The organism is Veillonella sp. S13054-11 (genome assembly GCF_002959795.1).
GTDB classification, from domain to species: domain Bacteria; phylum Bacillota; class Negativicutes; order Veillonellales; family Veillonellaceae; genus Veillonella; species Veillonella parvula_E.
This window is the reverse complement of sequence record NZ_PPCY01000005.1, coordinates 162,930-180,139: the sequence shown is the minus strand read 5'-3', so window position 1 is coordinate 180,139 and position 17,210 is coordinate 162,930. Positions and strand designations below refer to the sequence as shown.

18 protein-coding genes and 3 tRNA genes are annotated in these 17,210 nt (G+C 39.7%); 16 read left to right on the top strand and 5 right to left on the bottom strand.

The window, feature by feature from the left end:
• The first annotated feature begins 28 nt into the window (after nucleotides 1–28).
• The 11 genes from wecB (at nucleotide 29) to atpC (ending at nucleotide 8,211) form a co-directional block, all read left to right on the top strand.
• The gene (gene wecB / locus VPHSUH08_RS06330; RefSeq protein WP_105087020.1) at nucleotides 29–1,171 is read left to right on the top strand and encodes a non-hydrolyzing UDP-N-acetylglucosamine 2-epimerase; all 1,143 of its coding nucleotides are present in this window, start codon (nucleotides 29–31) and stop codon (nucleotides 1,169–1,171) included.
• Between the two features lies 1 nt (nucleotide 1,172).
• Nucleotides 1,173–1,367 carry an AtpZ/AtpI family protein gene (locus tag VPHSUH08_RS06325; protein WP_012864790.1) on the top strand — a complete coding sequence of 65 codons (195 nt, stop codon included), beginning with the start codon at nucleotides 1,173–1,175 and terminating at the stop codon, nucleotides 1,365–1,367.
• A gap of 142 nt (nucleotides 1,368–1,509) precedes the next feature.
• The gene (locus VPHSUH08_RS09610; protein WP_042986657.1) at nucleotides 1,510–1,746 is read left to right on the top strand and encodes a hypothetical protein; all 237 of its coding nucleotides are present in this window, start codon (nucleotides 1,510–1,512) and stop codon (nucleotides 1,744–1,746) included.
• Nucleotides 1,747–1,946: 200 nt separating this feature from the next.
• Complete coding sequence (gene atpB, locus VPHSUH08_RS06315) at nucleotides 1,947–2,621, top strand: F0F1 ATP synthase subunit A (RefSeq protein WP_004695063.1); 675 nt, start codon at nucleotides 1,947–1,949, stop codon at nucleotides 2,619–2,621.
• A gap of 23 nt (nucleotides 2,622–2,644) precedes the next feature.
• On the top strand, nucleotides 2,645–2,872 hold the full coding sequence (atpE, locus tag VPHSUH08_RS06310; protein ID WP_004695064.1) for a F0F1 ATP synthase subunit C: 228 nt from the start codon (nucleotides 2,645–2,647) through the stop codon (nucleotides 2,870–2,872).
• Nucleotides 2,873–2,890: 18 nt separating this feature from the next.
• Nucleotides 2,891–3,388, top strand: a complete 498-nt coding sequence (gene atpF, locus VPHSUH08_RS06305; protein ID WP_012864787.1) for a F0F1 ATP synthase subunit B — start codon at nucleotides 2,891–2,893, stop codon at nucleotides 3,386–3,388.
• Nucleotides 3,389–3,392: 4 nt separating this feature from the next.
• Nucleotides 3,393–3,944, top strand: coding sequence for an ATP synthase F1 subunit delta (atpH, locus tag VPHSUH08_RS06300; protein WP_021148537.1), 552 nt, complete (start codon nucleotides 3,393–3,395; stop codon nucleotides 3,942–3,944).
• 16 nt (nucleotides 3,945–3,960) lie between these two features.
• The gene (atpA, locus tag VPHSUH08_RS06295; RefSeq protein WP_105087019.1) at nucleotides 3,961–5,499 is read left to right on the top strand and encodes a F0F1 ATP synthase subunit alpha; all 1,539 of its coding nucleotides are present in this window, start codon (nucleotides 3,961–3,963) and stop codon (nucleotides 5,497–5,499) included.
• A gap of 3 nt (nucleotides 5,500–5,502) precedes the next feature.
• Nucleotides 5,503–6,357, top strand: coding sequence for an ATP synthase F1 subunit gamma (atpG, locus tag VPHSUH08_RS06290; RefSeq protein ID WP_021148536.1), 855 nt, complete (start codon nucleotides 5,503–5,505; stop codon nucleotides 6,355–6,357).
• 18 nt (nucleotides 6,358–6,375) lie between these two features.
• Nucleotides 6,376–7,800 carry a F0F1 ATP synthase subunit beta gene (gene atpD / locus VPHSUH08_RS06285; protein WP_105087018.1) on the top strand — a complete coding sequence of 475 codons (1,425 nt, stop codon included), beginning with the start codon at nucleotides 6,376–6,378 and terminating at the stop codon, nucleotides 7,798–7,800.
• Between the two features lie 3 nt (nucleotides 7,801–7,803).
• Complete coding sequence (gene atpC, locus VPHSUH08_RS06280) at nucleotides 7,804–8,211, top strand: ATP synthase F1 subunit epsilon (protein WP_024060190.1); 408 nt, start codon at nucleotides 7,804–7,806, stop codon at nucleotides 8,209–8,211.
• Between the two features lie 47 nt (nucleotides 8,212–8,258).
• Here the strand turns inward: atpC and VPHSUH08_RS06275 are convergent, their stop codons facing one another.
• The 4 genes from VPHSUH08_RS06275 to VPHSUH08_RS06260 form a co-directional block, all read right to left on the bottom strand.
• Nucleotides 8,259–9,167: a hypothetical protein gene (locus VPHSUH08_RS06275; protein ID WP_105087017.1), complete on the bottom strand. Its 909-nt coding sequence runs from the start codon at nucleotides 9,165–9,167 to the stop codon at nucleotides 8,259–8,261.
• Nucleotides 9,168–9,276: 109 nt separating this feature from the next.
• Nucleotides 9,277–9,352, bottom strand: a tRNA-Val gene (locus tag VPHSUH08_RS06270).
• Between the two features lie 3 nt (nucleotides 9,353–9,355).
• Nucleotides 9,356–9,430: transfer RNA gene (locus VPHSUH08_RS06265), tRNA-Glu, on the bottom strand.
• Nucleotides 9,431–9,435: 5 nt separating this feature from the next.
• Nucleotides 9,436–9,511 (bottom strand) — tRNA-Asn (locus tag VPHSUH08_RS06260).
• 740 nt (nucleotides 9,512–10,251) lie between these two features.
• Here VPHSUH08_RS06260 and VPHSUH08_RS06255 point away from each other — a divergent pair.
• From VPHSUH08_RS06255 to VPHSUH08_RS06240, 4 genes are all read left to right on the top strand, one after another.
• Nucleotides 10,252–11,094 (top strand): fumarate hydratase, encoded by an 843-nt coding sequence (locus VPHSUH08_RS06255; RefSeq protein WP_004695072.1) that lies wholly within the window; start codon nucleotides 10,252–10,254, stop codon nucleotides 11,092–11,094.
• A gap of 19 nt (nucleotides 11,095–11,113) precedes the next feature.
• Nucleotides 11,114–11,674 (top strand): Fe-S-containing hydro-lyase, encoded by a 561-nt coding sequence (locus VPHSUH08_RS06250; protein ID WP_004695073.1) that lies wholly within the window; start codon nucleotides 11,114–11,116, stop codon nucleotides 11,672–11,674.
• 171 nt (nucleotides 11,675–11,845) lie between these two features.
• Nucleotides 11,846–12,397, top strand: a complete 552-nt coding sequence (locus VPHSUH08_RS06245) for a TIGR01440 family protein (protein WP_004695074.1) — start codon at nucleotides 11,846–11,848, stop codon at nucleotides 12,395–12,397.
• A gap of 9 nt (nucleotides 12,398–12,406) precedes the next feature.
• Nucleotides 12,407–14,146 (top strand): LPO_1073/Vpar_1526 family protein, encoded by a 1,740-nt coding sequence (locus VPHSUH08_RS06240; protein ID WP_105087016.1) that lies wholly within the window; start codon nucleotides 12,407–12,409, stop codon nucleotides 14,144–14,146.
• A gap of 165 nt (nucleotides 14,147–14,311) precedes the next feature.
• Here VPHSUH08_RS06240 and VPHSUH08_RS06235 read toward each other — a convergent pair whose 3' ends face one another.
• Nucleotides 14,312–15,037: a Crp/Fnr family transcriptional regulator gene (locus VPHSUH08_RS06235; RefSeq protein ID WP_012864779.1), complete on the bottom strand. Its 726-nt coding sequence runs from the start codon at nucleotides 15,035–15,037 to the stop codon at nucleotides 14,312–14,314.
• A 272-nt stretch (nucleotides 15,038–15,309) separates the two neighbouring features.
• Between VPHSUH08_RS06235 and hcp the strand changes: the two genes are divergently transcribed.
• Nucleotides 15,310–16,875 carry a hydroxylamine reductase gene (gene hcp / locus VPHSUH08_RS06230; protein WP_012864778.1) on the top strand — a complete coding sequence of 522 codons (1,566 nt, stop codon included), beginning with the start codon at nucleotides 15,310–15,312 and terminating at the stop codon, nucleotides 16,873–16,875.
• The last annotated feature ends 335 nt before the right edge of the window (nucleotides 16,876–17,210 follow it).

The window sequence follows — 17,210 nt, the reverse complement described above, 5'->3', positions numbered from 1 at the left end:
CTTCTATCCTACTATGTTGGAGGCAATTATGTTAAAAGTTATGACAATCTTTGGTACAAGACCTGAGGCTATCAAGATGGCTCCTCTTGTAAAAGCATTACAAGCAGCACCAGATATGGAACCTATCGTAACCGTTACGGCACAGCATCGAGATATGCTCGATCAAGTACTAAACTTGTTTAATATTACCCCAGACTATGATTTAAACATTATGAGCCAAGGTCAAACACTATATGATGTAACTAATCGTGCTTTGATGGGCCTTAAAGATGTGTTAGAAGAAGCAAAACCTGATGTGGTACTCGTTCATGGTGATACTACAACTACCTTTGCTGGGGCATTGGCTTCTTTCTACCAAGAAATTCCTGTAGGTCACGTGGAAGCAGGACTACGGACAGGTGATATTTACTCTCCGTTCCCTGAAGAGATGAATCGCAAATTGACGGGCTCTATTGCGACGTATCACTTTGCGCCTACTTCTAGTTCTGAAAGCAATTTAAAAAAGGAAAATATTAATACAGAACATCTTTATGTAACAGGGAATACTGTTATCGATGCTCTTGATACGACTGTACAAGACAACTATGTATTCGATGATGCAGCTATTAATGCTCTTGATCCTAAAAAACGTACGGTTCTTGTTACCACACATCGCCGAGAAAACTTAGGTGAACCTATGCGCCATGTATATCAAGCCATTCGAGATTTAATCAATGAATTTGAAGATATTCAAGTTGTTTTCCCTGTACATAAAAATCCTAAAGTTCGCCAAGTTGTACAAGAGGAACTTGGTTCTGTGGAGCGTGTTACATTAATTGATCCTCTTGACTATGAACCGTTTGCAAACTTGATGGCTAAATCTTACTTGATTTTGACTGATTCAGGTGGGATTCAAGAGGAAGCCCCAGCTCTTGGTAAGCCAGTTCTCGTATTGCGTGATACGACAGAACGTCCTGAAGCAGTAGAAGCAGGTACCGTTCGCCTTGTAGGTACTGATAAAGATGCGGTACATAAAGCCGCTTATGAATTATTGAGCAATGCTGAAGCGTATAAGTTGATGTCTAACTCTGTTAACCCATATGGTGATGGTAAAGCATCTGAACGCATCATCCAAGCGTTGCGCCATGAGTTCTTAGGCAATCCTAATCGTCCTGAACGATTTGGTAAATAATATGGATAAGGATCTTGTGAAAGCCCTCGCCATGGCAACATCAGCGGGGGTCACACTGGTCTCCTGTATAGGAGGTTTTATTTGGCTAGGTTATAAATTGGATACTTGGCTTCAAACGGAACCACTCTGCATGGTCATATTTGGCCTAATAGGAGCTATAACAGGGTTTTATATGTTATATAAACAAGTTAAGTAGTGAGGTATGTATGAATCAATATATAAAATTCATAGTGCGAGTGCTGCTGACTTGTTTTTTTATTGCTTTTTTGGGCAGTATAATACAAGTTTTATGTGGCTTAGAACAGTATCTATGGGGATGGCTTTGGGGCATCTTTATAATGGTTCTCTACTTACTTAGCCTAGCTTTGCATGGACAATCTATTGTGTCAGGAGATCCTTATAAAGCCGTACGTAAATCTCGTAGACAGATGATTTGGCGCCTTATGTTAGTAGGCTCTCTAGTGGTCTTAGGTCTGAAAATTCCCGGTGTAGAGGCTGTTAGCATGTTTATAGGTATCGCGCTTATTCAGCCTGCATTATATGCTGTGTACTGGTGGCTCAGTTGCCAGTTTTAGTTCTAAAATGACCTAAAATAGGAACAACAAAGGTATTCCAATTATGCATTGTATACATTATATTTATGATTAATTGGAATTGCTTACCCTTCAAGTGTTGATTATATATCTATAACGATGTATGATGATACATATATGTTATATTTATATTAATTGTAAATATATTAGGTTTTATTATATCTATGAAAGGGGTTGAGAACGTGGTATTACATGCGGGACACCATGAGGTCGTGCAGTGGTTGGGGTTGACATTTAATATAGATACCTTGATTGCTACATGGGTTACTATGGCTATTGTAATATTAATAACAATACTAGCCACCCGAGGACGTAAATTGGTGCCTGTAGGCTTGCAAAATATAGTGGAATCTATATTAGAAGGCTTAGAGGGGCAATTAGCTCCGAACTTGGGTCGTCATTGGCCGATGGTGAGTTCCTTGTTATTTACGTTTTTCTTATTTATTTTTGTAGGAAATGAATTAGGCTTAATGCCTACACTTAAGGCGTTAACATCACCAACATCTGATATCAATACTACAGTTGCATTGGCTTTATGTAGTACATTAGTAGTATGGGTTATGGGTATTAAAGTTAAAGGCTTATCTTACTTTAAGCATTTTGTACGACCTTATAAGGCTTTGCTAGTACTTAATATCTTTGAAGAGATCGCTAGACCTGTTACGCTTGCTTTCCGTCTATTCGGCAATATCGTAGCTGGTGAAATTTTGTTAGAAGTATTATACAAGTTGCCTTGGTTTGTACCTGTACCATGGGTGTGGATTGCTTTTAGTTTGTTTATCGGCATTATTCAAGCCTTTATTTTTACCGTTCTTACAGCATCCTATTTAGGGATGGCTCTTAGTGAGGAACATTAATTATTATATATGGAGGATATATTATGGAAGCTCAAGGTTTATTCGCATTAGCAGCAGCGATCGCAGTAGGTTGTGGTGCCATTGGTGCAGGTATCGGTGACGGTCTTGTATCTAGTAAAGTAATCGAAGGTATTACACGCCAACCTGAATTGCGTGGTCAATTGATGTCTACTATGTTCGTTGCGATTGGTTTAATCGAAGCGATGCCTATCATCGGTGTAGTAGTTGCGTTTATTTTGTTATTCAGATAATAACGAGGAGGAATAACCTTGGTTGACTTAAGCCTTGGAACGATTCTTGCTCAAATGTTGAACTTTTTTATATTAGTTTGGCTATTGGCGCGTTTTGCATATAAACCATTATTGGCTATGATGACAGAACGTAAAGAACGAATTGCTAAAGATTTAGAAGCTGCTGAACAAGCCCGTGCAGAGACAGAAAAGTTTAAAGCTGATTATGCAGCTCAAATTTCTAATGCTCGTGTAGAAGCACAACAAATTGTTGAAAAAGCAATTCAAGAAGCAGAAAATACTACACGAGAACAATTGGCAACAGCTCGCGAGCAAATTGAACAAGAAAAAAATCGTGCTCGTCAAGATATTGCCATCGAACGCGATCGTGCTATGAACAGCTTGCGTAACGAAGTGGTATCTTTATCTGTAGCTATGGCTGGTAAAGTTGTTGCTAAAGATATGAACAGCGAAACTAATACAAAATTGATCGAAGACGCTATTCGTCAACTTGATAGTAAAACGATAGGGTTGTGATACGATGAGCATAGAAATTGTAGCAGATAAATATGGTTCGGCTATGTTTGAATTAGCTCAAGAACAAAATATTTTGGAACTCATGGAGGAGCAATTAGGTTATGTAGCGTCCGTTATGGCGGAACAGCCTGAACTTCGTTTATTCCTTGAAAATCCAATCGTTACAGAAGATGCAAAGATTAAGTTAGTTGGTTCCATCTTTGAATCTAGTATCGACAAAGTTGCTTTACACTTTATCTATGTGATGATTAAACGCGGGCGCCATCGTTATATTGCACAGGCCATTGCAGCGTTTATTCAAAAATCACGAGAGGCTCGTGGTATTTTGGAAGCTACTGTAACTGTAGCAGAACCAATCACAGCTGATGTAGAAGCATCTGTACAAGCTAAATTACGAGAAGTAACAGGGAAAGATGTTATTTTATCTGTGCGTCAAGATCTATCTATTATGGGTGGTATTATTATCCAAGTAGGGGATAAACGCATTGATGGCTCTGTATCTCGTCGTTTAGAGGAATTAGAAAAATCTTTATTAAGAACGAACTCTATTAGATAGGGGTGAATGGGTATATATGAAAATGAAGCCTGAAGAAATCACTGCTATAATCAAACAGCAGATTCAGGACTATGATGTTGACCTCAATGTCGATGATGTGGGTACTGTTCTCGACGTAGGGGATGGCATCGCCCATATTTATGGTCTTGAAAGAGCCATGGCCGGTGAGTTGCTAGAATTACCACACGGCGTATATGGCTTGGTTTTGAACTTAGAATTAGATAATGTGGGTGCCGTACTATTAGGTGATGACTTCTCGATTAAAGAAGGGGACCAAGTGCGCCGTACTGGCAAAATTATGGACGTTCCTGCCGGAGATGCCTTGATTGGTCGCGTAGTAAACCCTCTTGGTCAACCTCTTGATGGCAAGGGTGCTATTCAAGCTACAGAACGTCGTCCTATCGAACATCCAGCACCTGGTATTGCGGATCGTCAATCCGTAAATGAACCATTGCAAACAGGTCTTAAAGCGATTGATGCGATGGTACCAATCGGCCGTGGTCAACGTGAGCTTATCATCGGTGACCGTGGTACAGGTAAAACTGCGATTGCCTTAGATACTATTCTGAACCAAAAAGGCAAAGATGTTATTTGTATTTATGTAGCTATTGGTCAAAAAGAATCTACAGTTGCTCGCGTAGTACAAAAACTTGAAGAAGCAGGCGCTATGGAATATACAATCGTAGTTTCTGCGAGTGCTTCCACAGGTGCACCTCTTCAATACATTGCCCCATATGCTGGTGTTGCCATGGGTGAATACTTTATGTACCAAGGTAAACACGTATTATGCGTATATGATGACTTAACAAAACAAGCGGCTGCATATCGTGCTATGTCCCTATTATTGCGCCGTCCACCAGGGCGTGAAGCATATCCAGGCGACGTATTCTACTTACACAGTCGTCTATTAGAGCGGGCTGCGAAACTTTCATCTGAACTTGGTGGAGGTTCTATTACAGCGTTGCCAATCATTGAAACACAAGCAGGTGACGTATCTGCATACATTCCAACAAACGTAATTTCCATTACTGATGGTCAAATTTTCTTGGGAACAGATATGTTCTATTCTGGTATTCGTCCAGCTGTTGACGTAGGTCTGTCCGTATCCCGTGTAGGTGGTAGCGCACAAACTAAAGCGATGAAGCAAGTGGCGGGCCAATTGCGTTTGGACCTTGCTCAATATCGTGAGTTGGCTGCTTTCGCTCAGTTTGGTTCTGACCTTGATGCGGCTACACGCGCTCAACTTGATCGTGGTGAACGCTTAACTGAAATGTTAAAACAAGGTCAATATGAGCCTATGAGTGTAGCGGAAATGGTTATCAACCTTTACGCTGGTACTAAAGGGTACTTAGCAGATATTCAAGTGGCAGATGTATTGTCCTTTGAAGCTGAACTTTTACGTTATGTAAAAGCAAATTATCCTGAAATCATCACTAACATTGAAACGTCTAAGAAAATTGACGAAGAAACTGAAAATCTATTGAAGCAAGCAATCCCAGAATGTGTTGAAGCATTTGGCTCTACACATACATTAGTGTCTCGTAAGGAGGCGTAATGTATGGCTAGTGCACAAGATTTGCGAAAACGCATAAAAAGTGTTACCAATACGCAACAAATTACAAAAGCGATGAAGATGGTAGCTTCTGCTCGTCTTCGTAGGGCACAAACAAAAGCGGAAGCTACTCGTCCTTACGCAGAAAAGATAGGGCAAATCTTGCGTCATATGTCTAATAGTGATTTAGAAGGCTTTGAAAGTCCTCTTTTAGATGTGCGACCTGTAGAGCGCACTTGCTATATTGTAGTAGGTGCAGATAAAGGTCTTGCAGGGGCATTTTCGTCTAATGTATTGAAATTTGCCATGGAACAATTACATGGTAAATCTCCTGATACATACCGTGTTATCACGGCAGGCAGAAAGCCTAGAGACAGCATGAAATCTAGAGGTGTTCGCATCGATAAGTCTTATGCGGGCTTCTCGGATAAACCATCCTATGAACATGCGCGTACTATTATGCATGAAGCACTTTCACTATATGAACGTCATGAAGTAGACGAAGTCATCATGATCTATACACGTTTTGTAAATTCTATGACGCAAATTGCACAGGCTGAGCGCTTGTTGCCAATAGAGCAACCACAAGATGAGGTAAAAGGCGAAGAGTATGATTTCATGCCGTCCGCCGTATCCGTCTTGGAGGCGTTGCTGCCAAAATACTTAGAAATTACAGTTTATAATGGATTGTTGCAATCTGCAGCTAGTGAATTAGGTGCTCGTATGACGGCCATGACATCGGCTACAGATAATGCAGGGGAACTCATTGAGTCCTTAGGCCTTGAATACAACAAGTTGCGTCAATCTAGTATTACAAACGAAATTTCTGAAATCGTTGGTGGCGCTAATGCCTTGCAATAGATAAGGAGACATCTGTCGATGAGTAATAATATTGGTAAAGTTGTGCAGGTCATCGGCCCAGTTGTAGACGTGCGCTTTGATGCTGGTCATTTACCAGCTATCTACAACGCTATCCACATCTACCATGACCACAAGGCACACGATAGACAAAAAATCGTAGTAGAGGTTATGCAACACTTAGGCGACGATACAGTTCGTTGCGTTGCCATGAGTTCTACTGACGGTATGACACGTAATATGGAAGCAGAAGATACTGGTGCTCCAATTTCCGTTCCTGTAGGGGAAGGCGTATTGGGTCGTATCTTTAACGTACTTGGTGAAACTGTAGACCATGATCCAGCACCAGTTGTGGCTGATGAAAAATGGCCTATTCACCGTCCAGCACCTAAATTTGATGACCTTTCTCCAGACACAAAAATCTTGGAAACAGGTATTAAGGTCGTTGACCTTATCGCTCCATATGTAAAAGGTGGTAAGATTGGCCTCTTCGGTGGTGCCGGTGTAGGTAAAACCGTATTGATCATGGAATTGATTCACAATGTTGCTACAGAGCACGGCGGTTATTCCGTATTCTCCGGTGTAGGCGAACGTACTCGTGAAGGTAACGACTTGTGGAACGAAATGAAAGAGTCCGGCGTTATCAACAAAACAGCTCTCGTATATGGACAAATGAATGAGCCACCAGGGGCTCGTATGCGCGTAGGTCTTACAGGCCTTACAATGGCCGAATACTTCCGTGATGTGAAAAAACAAGACGTGCTCTTGTTCATTGATAACATCTTCCGCTTTATTCAAGCGGGGTCCGAAGTATCCGCCCTCTTAGGTCGTATGCCATCTGCCGTAGGTTACCAACCTACATTGGCTAATGACGTAGGGGCATTGCAAGAGCGTATTACATCTACAAAAGAAGGCTCTATTACCTCCGTACAAGCTGTATATGTACCTGCCGATGACTTGACTGACCCGGCTCCAGCAGCGACATTCGCTCACTTGGATGCGACAACAGTATTGTCTCGTTCCATTGCGGAACTTGGTATCTATCCAGCGGTGGATCCTCTGGACTCTACAAGCCGTATTTTGGACCCACATGTACTTGGTGAAGAGCACTACGCAGTAGCTCGTGGAGTACAAGAAGTATTGCAAAAATATCGCGATCTTCAAGATATTATCGCAATCCTCGGTATGGAAGAATTGTCTGACGAAGATAAACTCACTGTATCTCGCGCTCGTAAGATTCAACGTTTCTTGAGTCAACCATTCTTCGTAGCAGAAGTATTTACCGGTTCTCCTGGTAAATATGTGCCATTGTCCGAAACATTGAGAGGCTTCAGAGAAATCTTGGATGGTAAACATGATGAATTGCCAGAAGGTGCATTCTACATGGTTGGTACCATAGATGAAGCCGTTCAAAAAGCAAAGGAAATGCAAGAGAAGGGGGAATAATCCATGGCGGAACCTATGACCCTACAGATAATTACACCTGATGCGATTGTATTCGAAGGCAAATCTACATTCTTTGTAGGTAAAGCTATCGATGGTGCTTTTGGTATTTTGCCAAACCATGCACCTATGATTATCGCATTAGACTTGGCACCTTTACGCATTGATCAACCAGATGGAACATCTCGTGAATATGCTGTATTTGGGGGCTTCTGTGAAATTGAACATAATAAGGTGAGTATTGTAACCCCTGACTGTCAAGATCCAACATCCATTGATGTGGAACGTGCTCGTCGAGCTAAAGAGCGTGCTGAAGGTCGGTTATCAAATCCTACACCTGATATTGATGTAGAAAGAGCGGAAGCAGCATTGCAACGTGCCTTATTGCGCTTGCATGTTACAAAAATGTTATAAGAAAAAGGCTAGCCAGCTGGCTAGCCTTTTTATCTTTCTAATTTTGATTATAAAACGCTCACACCTTTTAAGGAGTACGCAGTATTCTTAGGTTGTTCTACTTGAAAATCTAGTACAACAGGTGCCTCAGAATTGATACCAGGTGCTTGGTAACGGTCACGGTCTGTTGGAATTCGTTTATATGGTAATTTATCAAGTAATATAGTCATAACTTTGTTCCAAACTGATTTATGTGTTGGCATAGTCAAAGAGTCATCAGTTTGGTTGAAGCCCGTACGAACAGTATGGATTATCTTATCGTTTACATCATAATAGTATAAAAGGGCATTAACCTTTGCGGCGATATAAATTTCATGATTATCCTTATTATACGGATCTGGGCTATTAATAGTATTAACTTGTACATATACGTCTTGTAATGGTACAGGCATAATAACGATTTCAGAATTTTGGGCCTCTGCAATTTGAGCAAGATCAGCGGCTTTAATTTCTGCAGTTGGTGTGTTAGTACTTACGATGGTTGTATCATAGTAAGGATATTTAAGTGTATTTGATAAGCGATCTGTCATGTAGCGACCAAATTGAGCTGTGTTTTCATTGCGCAAATTTGCTGGTACAACAATAGTAACTTTACGGCTCGGAAAGTTTTCTAAGTGTCCATCATGACTTGTACTAGAAGTATTAATTGTGGCTTTTTCCGGAGCTCCAGAAATCGGTGTAGATGTTGGTGTGGCAGCCACTTTTATGACAGGCTCCATATTCGTTTCAGGGGCTAATGTAGGAGCTTCATTACTTGTGCTACTTTGTATAGTGCTAAGAGCTACAGGTTGTGTTGTATTTGGTGTTAATTGACTCAAATCGATCATAGCGGCACTGGCTGTTGTAAATGCAGTTGTGAGTAGTACAGCAAGTACTGTAAGTAGTGGACGTTTATAGAGTCCGAAGTTATGTAACATAATTCCTCCTCTTAATAAAGCTCTTTTAAAATTACAAATTATACAATTTATATTATTATATCATATATACAAAAAAAAGAAGCAAGCTTAATAGCTTGCTTCTTTAGTCTGGTGGACGATGACAGGATCGAACTGCCGACATCCTGCTTGTAAGGCAGGCGCTCTCCCAGCTGAGCTAATCGTCCATGTGGTGACCCGTCCGGGAATCGAACCCGGGATACCGCCGTGAAAGGGCGGTGTCTTAACCGCTTGACCAACGGGCCAATAATGGCTCCTCGAGTAGGACTCGAACCTACGACCGATCGGTTAACAGCCGATTGCTCTACCGACTGAGCTATCGAGGAATGGTACGATTGTTATTATATGTTAGTTTAATTATAAAAGCAAGCATTTTTTTTAGAACACTATAAAATAGATATTGTCAATTATGACTAAAAGACATAACTTTATAAATAAAATTAGTTATTAATAATTTTGATGAGAGAGTCATTAAAATTAATAAAATCTATAGAGCTTATTAACTATAGATATTTACTGCGTTCTAAGGTGATTGTATGGCTCCAAATAAATGGGAGTTAGCAATATAAGTATATTGAAGATAATCGGTATACATATGCATTATAGAAAAGTTTAAAAGATTTAGTTGAAAAGTAGTATCAGTTAAGACAAAAGTGTATTTATCTTATTAGATATAGTCTATGTTTGTGGTTCATTTTAAACCAAATTTATATATAAGAAAGTAGGTAAAAATGTAAGATATTAAAATCTTATTGATATGTGATAGACTATGACTTTTATCACAAAATGGGGCTTTTTTAGTGACTGGAGAATAAAGTCTATATAGGCTATTGAAAAACCGAAATATATACAAAAATATTCATGAAAACAATTCTCAAAAACTGGAAAAGCATTGAGAAAACTGTATAGGTGAGACGTTGAATCCCCTTATATTGTGTGCTACGATTTATGTATAGAGTTAATCTCATCGGTTTGAGATAGATATTCTTTCATATGTTTGAGAATTTTATTTTATCTCATCGGTATTAGAATTAATATTCAACTATTTTCCTGAGGAGGGATTATCTTGCGCGAGATTCAAGTATCTGAAATCACAAAAACAGTCCGTCAAATGTGTATGGACGCAGCTTACCACTTGCCAAAAGACATCTATGAAGGTTTGAAAAAAGGCCGTGAAACAGAAGAGTCTTCAGTAGGTCGTATCGTTCTTGATCAAATTATTAAAAATGCAGAAATTGCCGATGCTGAAGATCGTCCATACTGCCAAGATACTGGTATGACTATGGTATTCTTAAAAGTTGGTCAAGATGTTCATTTCGTTGGTGGTGATCTTACAGAAGCTATCAATGCTGGCGTTGCAGCTGGTTATGTTGAAGGTTATCTTCGTAAATCCGTTGTAGCTGAACCATTGTTCAACCGTAAAAATACACAAAATAACACACCTGCAATCATCTACACTGAAATCGTTCCTGGCGATAAAGTAGATATTCAAGTAGAATTAAAAGGTTTCGGTTCTGAAAATAAATCCGATGTAGCTATGCTCGTACCTGCTGATGGTGTGGAAGGCGTTAAAAATGCAGTCCTTGAAATCGTAAAACATGCAGGCCCTAACCCATGCCCTCCAATCGTACTCGGCATTGGTATTGGCGGTACTATGGACCAAGCAGCTGTTATGTCCAAAAAAGCGTTGCTTCGTGACATTAGTGTACCTCATAAAGATGCAGACTATGCAAAATTAGAAGAAGAAATCATGGAAATGGTTAACAAAACTGGTATTGGACCACAATTGGGTGGCACTACAACTTGTATCGGTGTAAACATCGAATGGGGTGCAACTCACATCGCAGGTCTTCCTGTTGCAGTTACTATTATGTGCCATGCTGCTCGTCATGCTCACGTAGTACTTTAATCGATAGGAGGTAAAAACAATGGCTGAATCAATTCGCATTAATACTGAAGAATATAATGAAGAGTTTTCCCGCAAATTAAAAGTTGGTGATAGCGTTCTTATTACTGGTAAAATTTACTCCGCTCGTGACGCTGCTCATAAAGTTATGACTGAAGCTTTAGCGCGTGGTGAAAAATTGCCAATCGACTGGACAAATAAGTTTGTTTATTATCTTGGACCAACACCTGCAAAACCTGGTGATCCAATTGGTTCCGCTGGTCCTACAACTTCCGGTCGTATGGATGCTTACACACCAACAATGCTTGATCAAGGTATCAAAGGCATGATTGGTAAAGGTTCCCGTAAACCAGAAGTAGTTGAATCCATGAAGAAAAATGGTTGCACATACTTCGCAGCAGTTGGTGGCGCGGCAGCATTGATTGCAAAATCCATCAAAAAATATGAAGTACTTGCTTATGGTGAACTTGGACCAGAAGCTTTGGCTGAATTGACTGTTGAAGATTTCCCTTGCATCGTAGTTGGCGATACTGAAGGTAATAACTTCTACGAATTAGGCCAAAAACCTTACAGAAAAATCTAATATCACCATTGAGTGATTGAAAGAGGCTTGCTAAAGCAAGCCTCTTTTTGTTGTTAAGCCATAATCATAAGATGTTCATCCGTTACGTGTAGAGTTTAGTCTACCGATTCTGTCGGTTTTATGATAATATACATATAGATTTTATACATTCAATTTGAGTGAGGCGATAACATGACTTCTGTAGAAACTATTCGTCAGTCAACTCGCAACGCGATGGCTGAATTACTTGATTTAGCAAAGGTTCGCGAAGGTCAATTATTCGTTGTTGGCTGTTCCACTAGCGAAATTGTAGGTAAAAAAATCGGCACTGACTCTCACCTTGATGTGGCTCAGGTCGTATTTGATGAAATATACAATGCTGTTAAGGCTAAAGGACTTAACTTGGCGATTCAATGTTGTGAACATATTAATCGTGCACTTGTTATGGACCGTAGCGCTATGACATGGGAGGAGGAAGTTAATGTTGTTCCTCAACGTCATGCGGGTGGTGCCCTGGCTGTGATGGCGTACGAACATTTTGATGATCCTGTGATGGTTGAATTTATTCAAGCTGATGTAGGCATCGATATTGGAGATACTTTCATTGGTATGCACATGAAACACGTTGCAGTGCCTGTACGTCTTTGTGTGAAAGAAATTGGGAAAGCACATGTGACCGCTTGTCGTGTTCGTCCGAAGAGCATTGGCGGTGAGCGTGCTGCATATAATGAAGCATTGATGTAGGGGGATAGTATGTCAAACCTAATACCGTATTTTGTATTAGCCGTCGTGGCATTGGGATTCTTTGCTGTTTGCTATGCTGTATTTAGCGGTGGTGATGGTGAAAGTAAGGCAAAAGAAAAATCCTATAAAAACATAAATAATAAAAATAATCCTAAAGCGCATAATGATGTTATATTTGCAACGGAGTCGCAAGAGGGCAATGTAACAATCACACATACGAGTGGGACTAATGTATATACTGCATCAATTCCGGATACAGTTGAAACGGTGGTCGGTGAAGAGCGAGAACCGGCTGAACCTCTGGTTGATCCTATAGATACCTCTTATAATAGAAGAAGTACTCTAAAGTCTAATTCAAGTCATGTTTCAGAGGGAGAATATGCGTTAGCATTAGGTTCGGATAATGGAACACCAATAGGGGATGAAACCATTGTGATGACAGCCGTATCAGATCTTAAGCAAGCTAATCAAGCTAATCAAGGTGTTACTCCGTTGGTGGATAAAACTATTGTCCTCGATGTTGTTACAGATGAACTTCTCAATAACGCAAACTCTGTTGAAGATACAATTGCTATGGGTGAATCTGTGGAAGCCTTTGAAGCTGATGAAGCGGATAGCATAGATGCTACGCAGATGATAGGTGGTGCGAACGAAATACAAACCGCGGAAGGCCCATCGGTATTAGATGAAACGCGTTTGTTTGATGCTTCTGAAATTGAAGCACAATTGGCGGCAACAAGTTTAACTGAAGAGGAGGAACCGCATGGTCAATGGGCAAAAGCGGCTCATGAGGATAAATGCGTTGAGTTGGCTATAGCACCATTTGTTCATTCCTTTGGGGTGTTACATGGTGATACGCAACACTATGTAGAATCTATTACAAGAGATGCTTTAGTAGCTCTCAATATTACAAAAATTGTTGAAGTGAATGCATTACTAGAGAATATTGTTATTCAAGAAGCGTTGATGAGTATGCAAAAGGCATATGCCGCTACAAATACAGAGTGGATGAAGTCCGCTGCGTTAGGTGCTTTTCTAGATGTGGTTCAATCTCCTAAATCTAGTACGCCATACCTCGTAGCTTTTGATGCATTACGTGTATTACCTCATTTAACTTTAGGTCACTTCCAAGTTATGGCCTTAACATTGTTGTTACAATATTCTAGAAACTCTAATAACTATGGATTGATTCATTTCCAACATTATGTGGAAAAATATATTGAGCCATTCATCTCTGATTTGCCTCGAAATGATTCCTTCTATCGCCAGCTAGACTATTTACGCTGTACACAAGAAGAACAAGAGCCTATCACTTTATGCCAAGTGTTGTCTAATTCATATCCGTTTGTATTTAACTATCGTGGTTTTTCTAAGGAAGAACTCTTCCGTGCTACAGATGGTCATGGTGTAGATCCACGTTATGTGGTGCGTAGCTTGAACTCCAATCTTTATAAATTAGCCTTGGTAGATGAGTCTTTGGCACCACAATTCTTTAGACAAACACGAATTTCTAATGCTATGGTTCAACGTGATCTTTTAGCTCTGATGAAGAGCAAACCTACTGCTTTCAGGGGCCAAGAGGCGCGTGATATTATGGATGATATTTCACCGGTTCTATTGGACTTAGCTGATGTCTTTGATAGCACGCCAATGTCTAAAATTAGCTTAACATTGTTAGGCCTTTACTTAGGCCGTGCTCATGTGAAAGCAACCATTGGTGAAGAATTTGATTTGTCTCATTGGTTCTAATGTATAATTTTAAGCACTATATAGTTTGAAAAATTATATAATATAGTTATTAATATGGGTATATACTTAAAACTGTTATATACTTTATGAGTCGTGTAATAAAAAAGTCTCTCAAGATAATCTTGAGAGACTTTTTAGTTTGTTAAATTTAATAGCCATTAAGTATTAAAAGGTGTTAAAGCCGAATTCTTCAATGTCTTCAATGTTTTTAATTGTTACGGTGCGCCCTGTAATATCAATGAGACCTTCATCGCGGAGGCGCCCTAGTTCACGGCTAAGGGCTGTGCGAGATACATTGAGAACCTCAGCCATTTGTTCGCGGTTGTGGGGTAATTGAATTGTGTTAGAATGCTGACGTTTATAAATATCTGTTAAGTACGCAAAAATCTTTTCGCGCATCCCTTTTAATGTGAGGTAATGGACTTTTCTGGTTAATAGAATTGCTTTTTCAGATAAATCCTCTAATAGATTAGATAGGATTTTAGTTTGGCATTGATGACAATCCGGTAATGTTTTAATAAAGGTTTCAAGCGGAATAAACATAATTTTAGTTGCTTTTGTTGCTTTAATGGTAGCAGGCCATAAAGGCTGTTTGCTAAATAGTAGTGCTTCTCCAAAAATATCTGATTGCTCTAAGTTTGCCATAATAACCCGTTGCCCCATTACATTTTCACGAGTCAGTAAAGCGCTGCCTTCAAGGATGACACCAATACCCTCCATAGGATCTCCAGCGAGGGCTATAAAATCATTTTTTTTGTAACTATGGATGATAACTTTGGCATTATTTAAATAGCTACGCAGCTCTGGCTCTCCTAATGTATTGAATAAAGGACATTTCACGAGGGTGGGCATATATTGATTAATGATATCGTTTGAAAGTATTTGTTTCATAAGCACCTCCGGTGTGATAAAGTCTATAGCAATTAAAAATGATTATTGTATAATAAAAGTATAAGACTAAATGGTCTACCTGTTCCATAAGAGAAGTCAGGAAAATTTTTGAAAAAGTTTTTATTTGTTGCTCAAGCTACAGAAATTGTATCATCTTTACGTTATACTTTCAAATGTAATCAATCAGACAACTGATAAAATATCAGTGTAATGTATAGGTTTTATATTATCTAGCTTGACTGCGAGGAAGTCTCGCAAAGGAGGATTTTTAAATGAGTATGTTCTGTTATCAATGCGAACAATCTGCAGCACCAGGTGGCTGTACTGTACAAGGTGTATGTGGTAAAACTGCACCAGTTGCTAACTTACAAGACGAATTAACTGCTGCCTTAGTTGGCTTGGCTCGCGCTTTAGACGTAAAGGGTCATACTAAAGAAGGTATCGATTATATTATGCGCGGTTTGTTCATGTGTGTAACAAACGTAAACTTCTCTGAAGACCGCGTTCAAGAATTCATTGACGAAGTGAATGCTTACCATGCAAAAGTGGACAGCGCTCAACAAAACTTTGATTGGGAACAATTGTGGAAAGGTGAAGAAGACATCGTATCCCTTCGTTCTACATTATTGTTAGGTATGCGTGGTATGGCTGCATACGCATGGCATGCTGCTCGCCTTGGCTTCCACGATGCTGATGTTGATGCTTGGTTCGTTAAAGGTATGGTAGAATTCGCTAAAGATCACAGCGCTGAAGAATGGCTTGATCTTTTGATGGAATTCGGTCATATCAACTTGAAATGTATGGCTGTTCTTGATAAAGCTAATACTGAAACATATGGTACACCTGTACCGACTACAGTTCCTTTGACTGTAGAACCAGGTCCTTTCATCGTTGTAACCGGTCATGACCTTCATGACTTGAAACAATTATTGGAACAAACTGACGGTAAAGGTGTAAACATCTATACTCACGGTGAAATGTTGCCTTGCCACGCTTATCCTGAATTGAAGAAACATCCTCAATTGAAAGGTAATTTCGGTACAGCATGGCAAAACCAACAAAAAGAATTTGTTGATGTTCCTGGCGCATTCTTGTTCACTACAAACTGCATTATGCCACCAAAAGAAAACTACAAAGCTAATATCTTCACTACAGATATGGTAGGTTTCGATGGTTGTGCACATATCGAAGAAAAAGAAGATGGTACTAAAGACTTCTCCGCCGTTATCAACCGTGCTATCGAATTGGGCGGCTACAAAGAAGCTCAAGAATTCACTGGTATCAACGGTGGTCATGAAGTAACTACTGGTTTCGGTCATGGCACAGTATTGGGTATTGCTGATAAAGTAATCGACGCTGTAAAAGCTGGCGCTATTAAACACTTCTTCTTGGTAGGTGGTTGTGACGGTGCTAAAGTTGGCCGTAACTACTACACTGAATTCGTTAAACAAACTCCAAATGATACTGTAGTATTGACATTGGCTTGTGGTAAATTCCGTTTCAACGACATGAACATCGGCGAAATCGGTGGTATCCCTCGTATCCTTGATATGGGTCAATGTAACGATGCTTACTCCGCTATTCAAGTAGCAGTAGCTTTAGCTGGTGCATTTGAATGTGATGTAAACGACTTGCCATTGACATTGGTATTGTCCTGGTACGAACAAAAAGCGGTATGTATCTTGTTAACATTGTTGGCATTGGGTATCCGTAACATTTACATCGGACCTTCCTTACCTAAATTCTTCTCCAGCAATGTATTGAACATTTTGGTAGAAAAATTCCAATTACATCCAATTACAACTCCAGAAGCTGACATGAAAGCTATCTTGGGTTAATAGGATCTATTAATCTGTTAACCACAGTCCTACGTCCCCTCTCTTTTATGATTTAGGACTGTTGTTATAAATAACGCACCTAGGGTTATCCTTAGGTGCGTTTTTTTACTATTATTGTGAAAGCTATCTATCGAGTGTTTGTATATTGATGGGGCCCAGTTTTGTATCCACAACTTAGTTAAAAAGGAAAGACTATACTTCTTTGCTCCTCGTGACCTGATGTCGCTGCATAAGTATAGTCTTTCCTTTTTATAACTGTAGATATGGATGCGTCCCATCAATATACAAAGTTTTAGAACAGCTTTCACAAGAATAGTAGTCCTCTGTAGACAAAC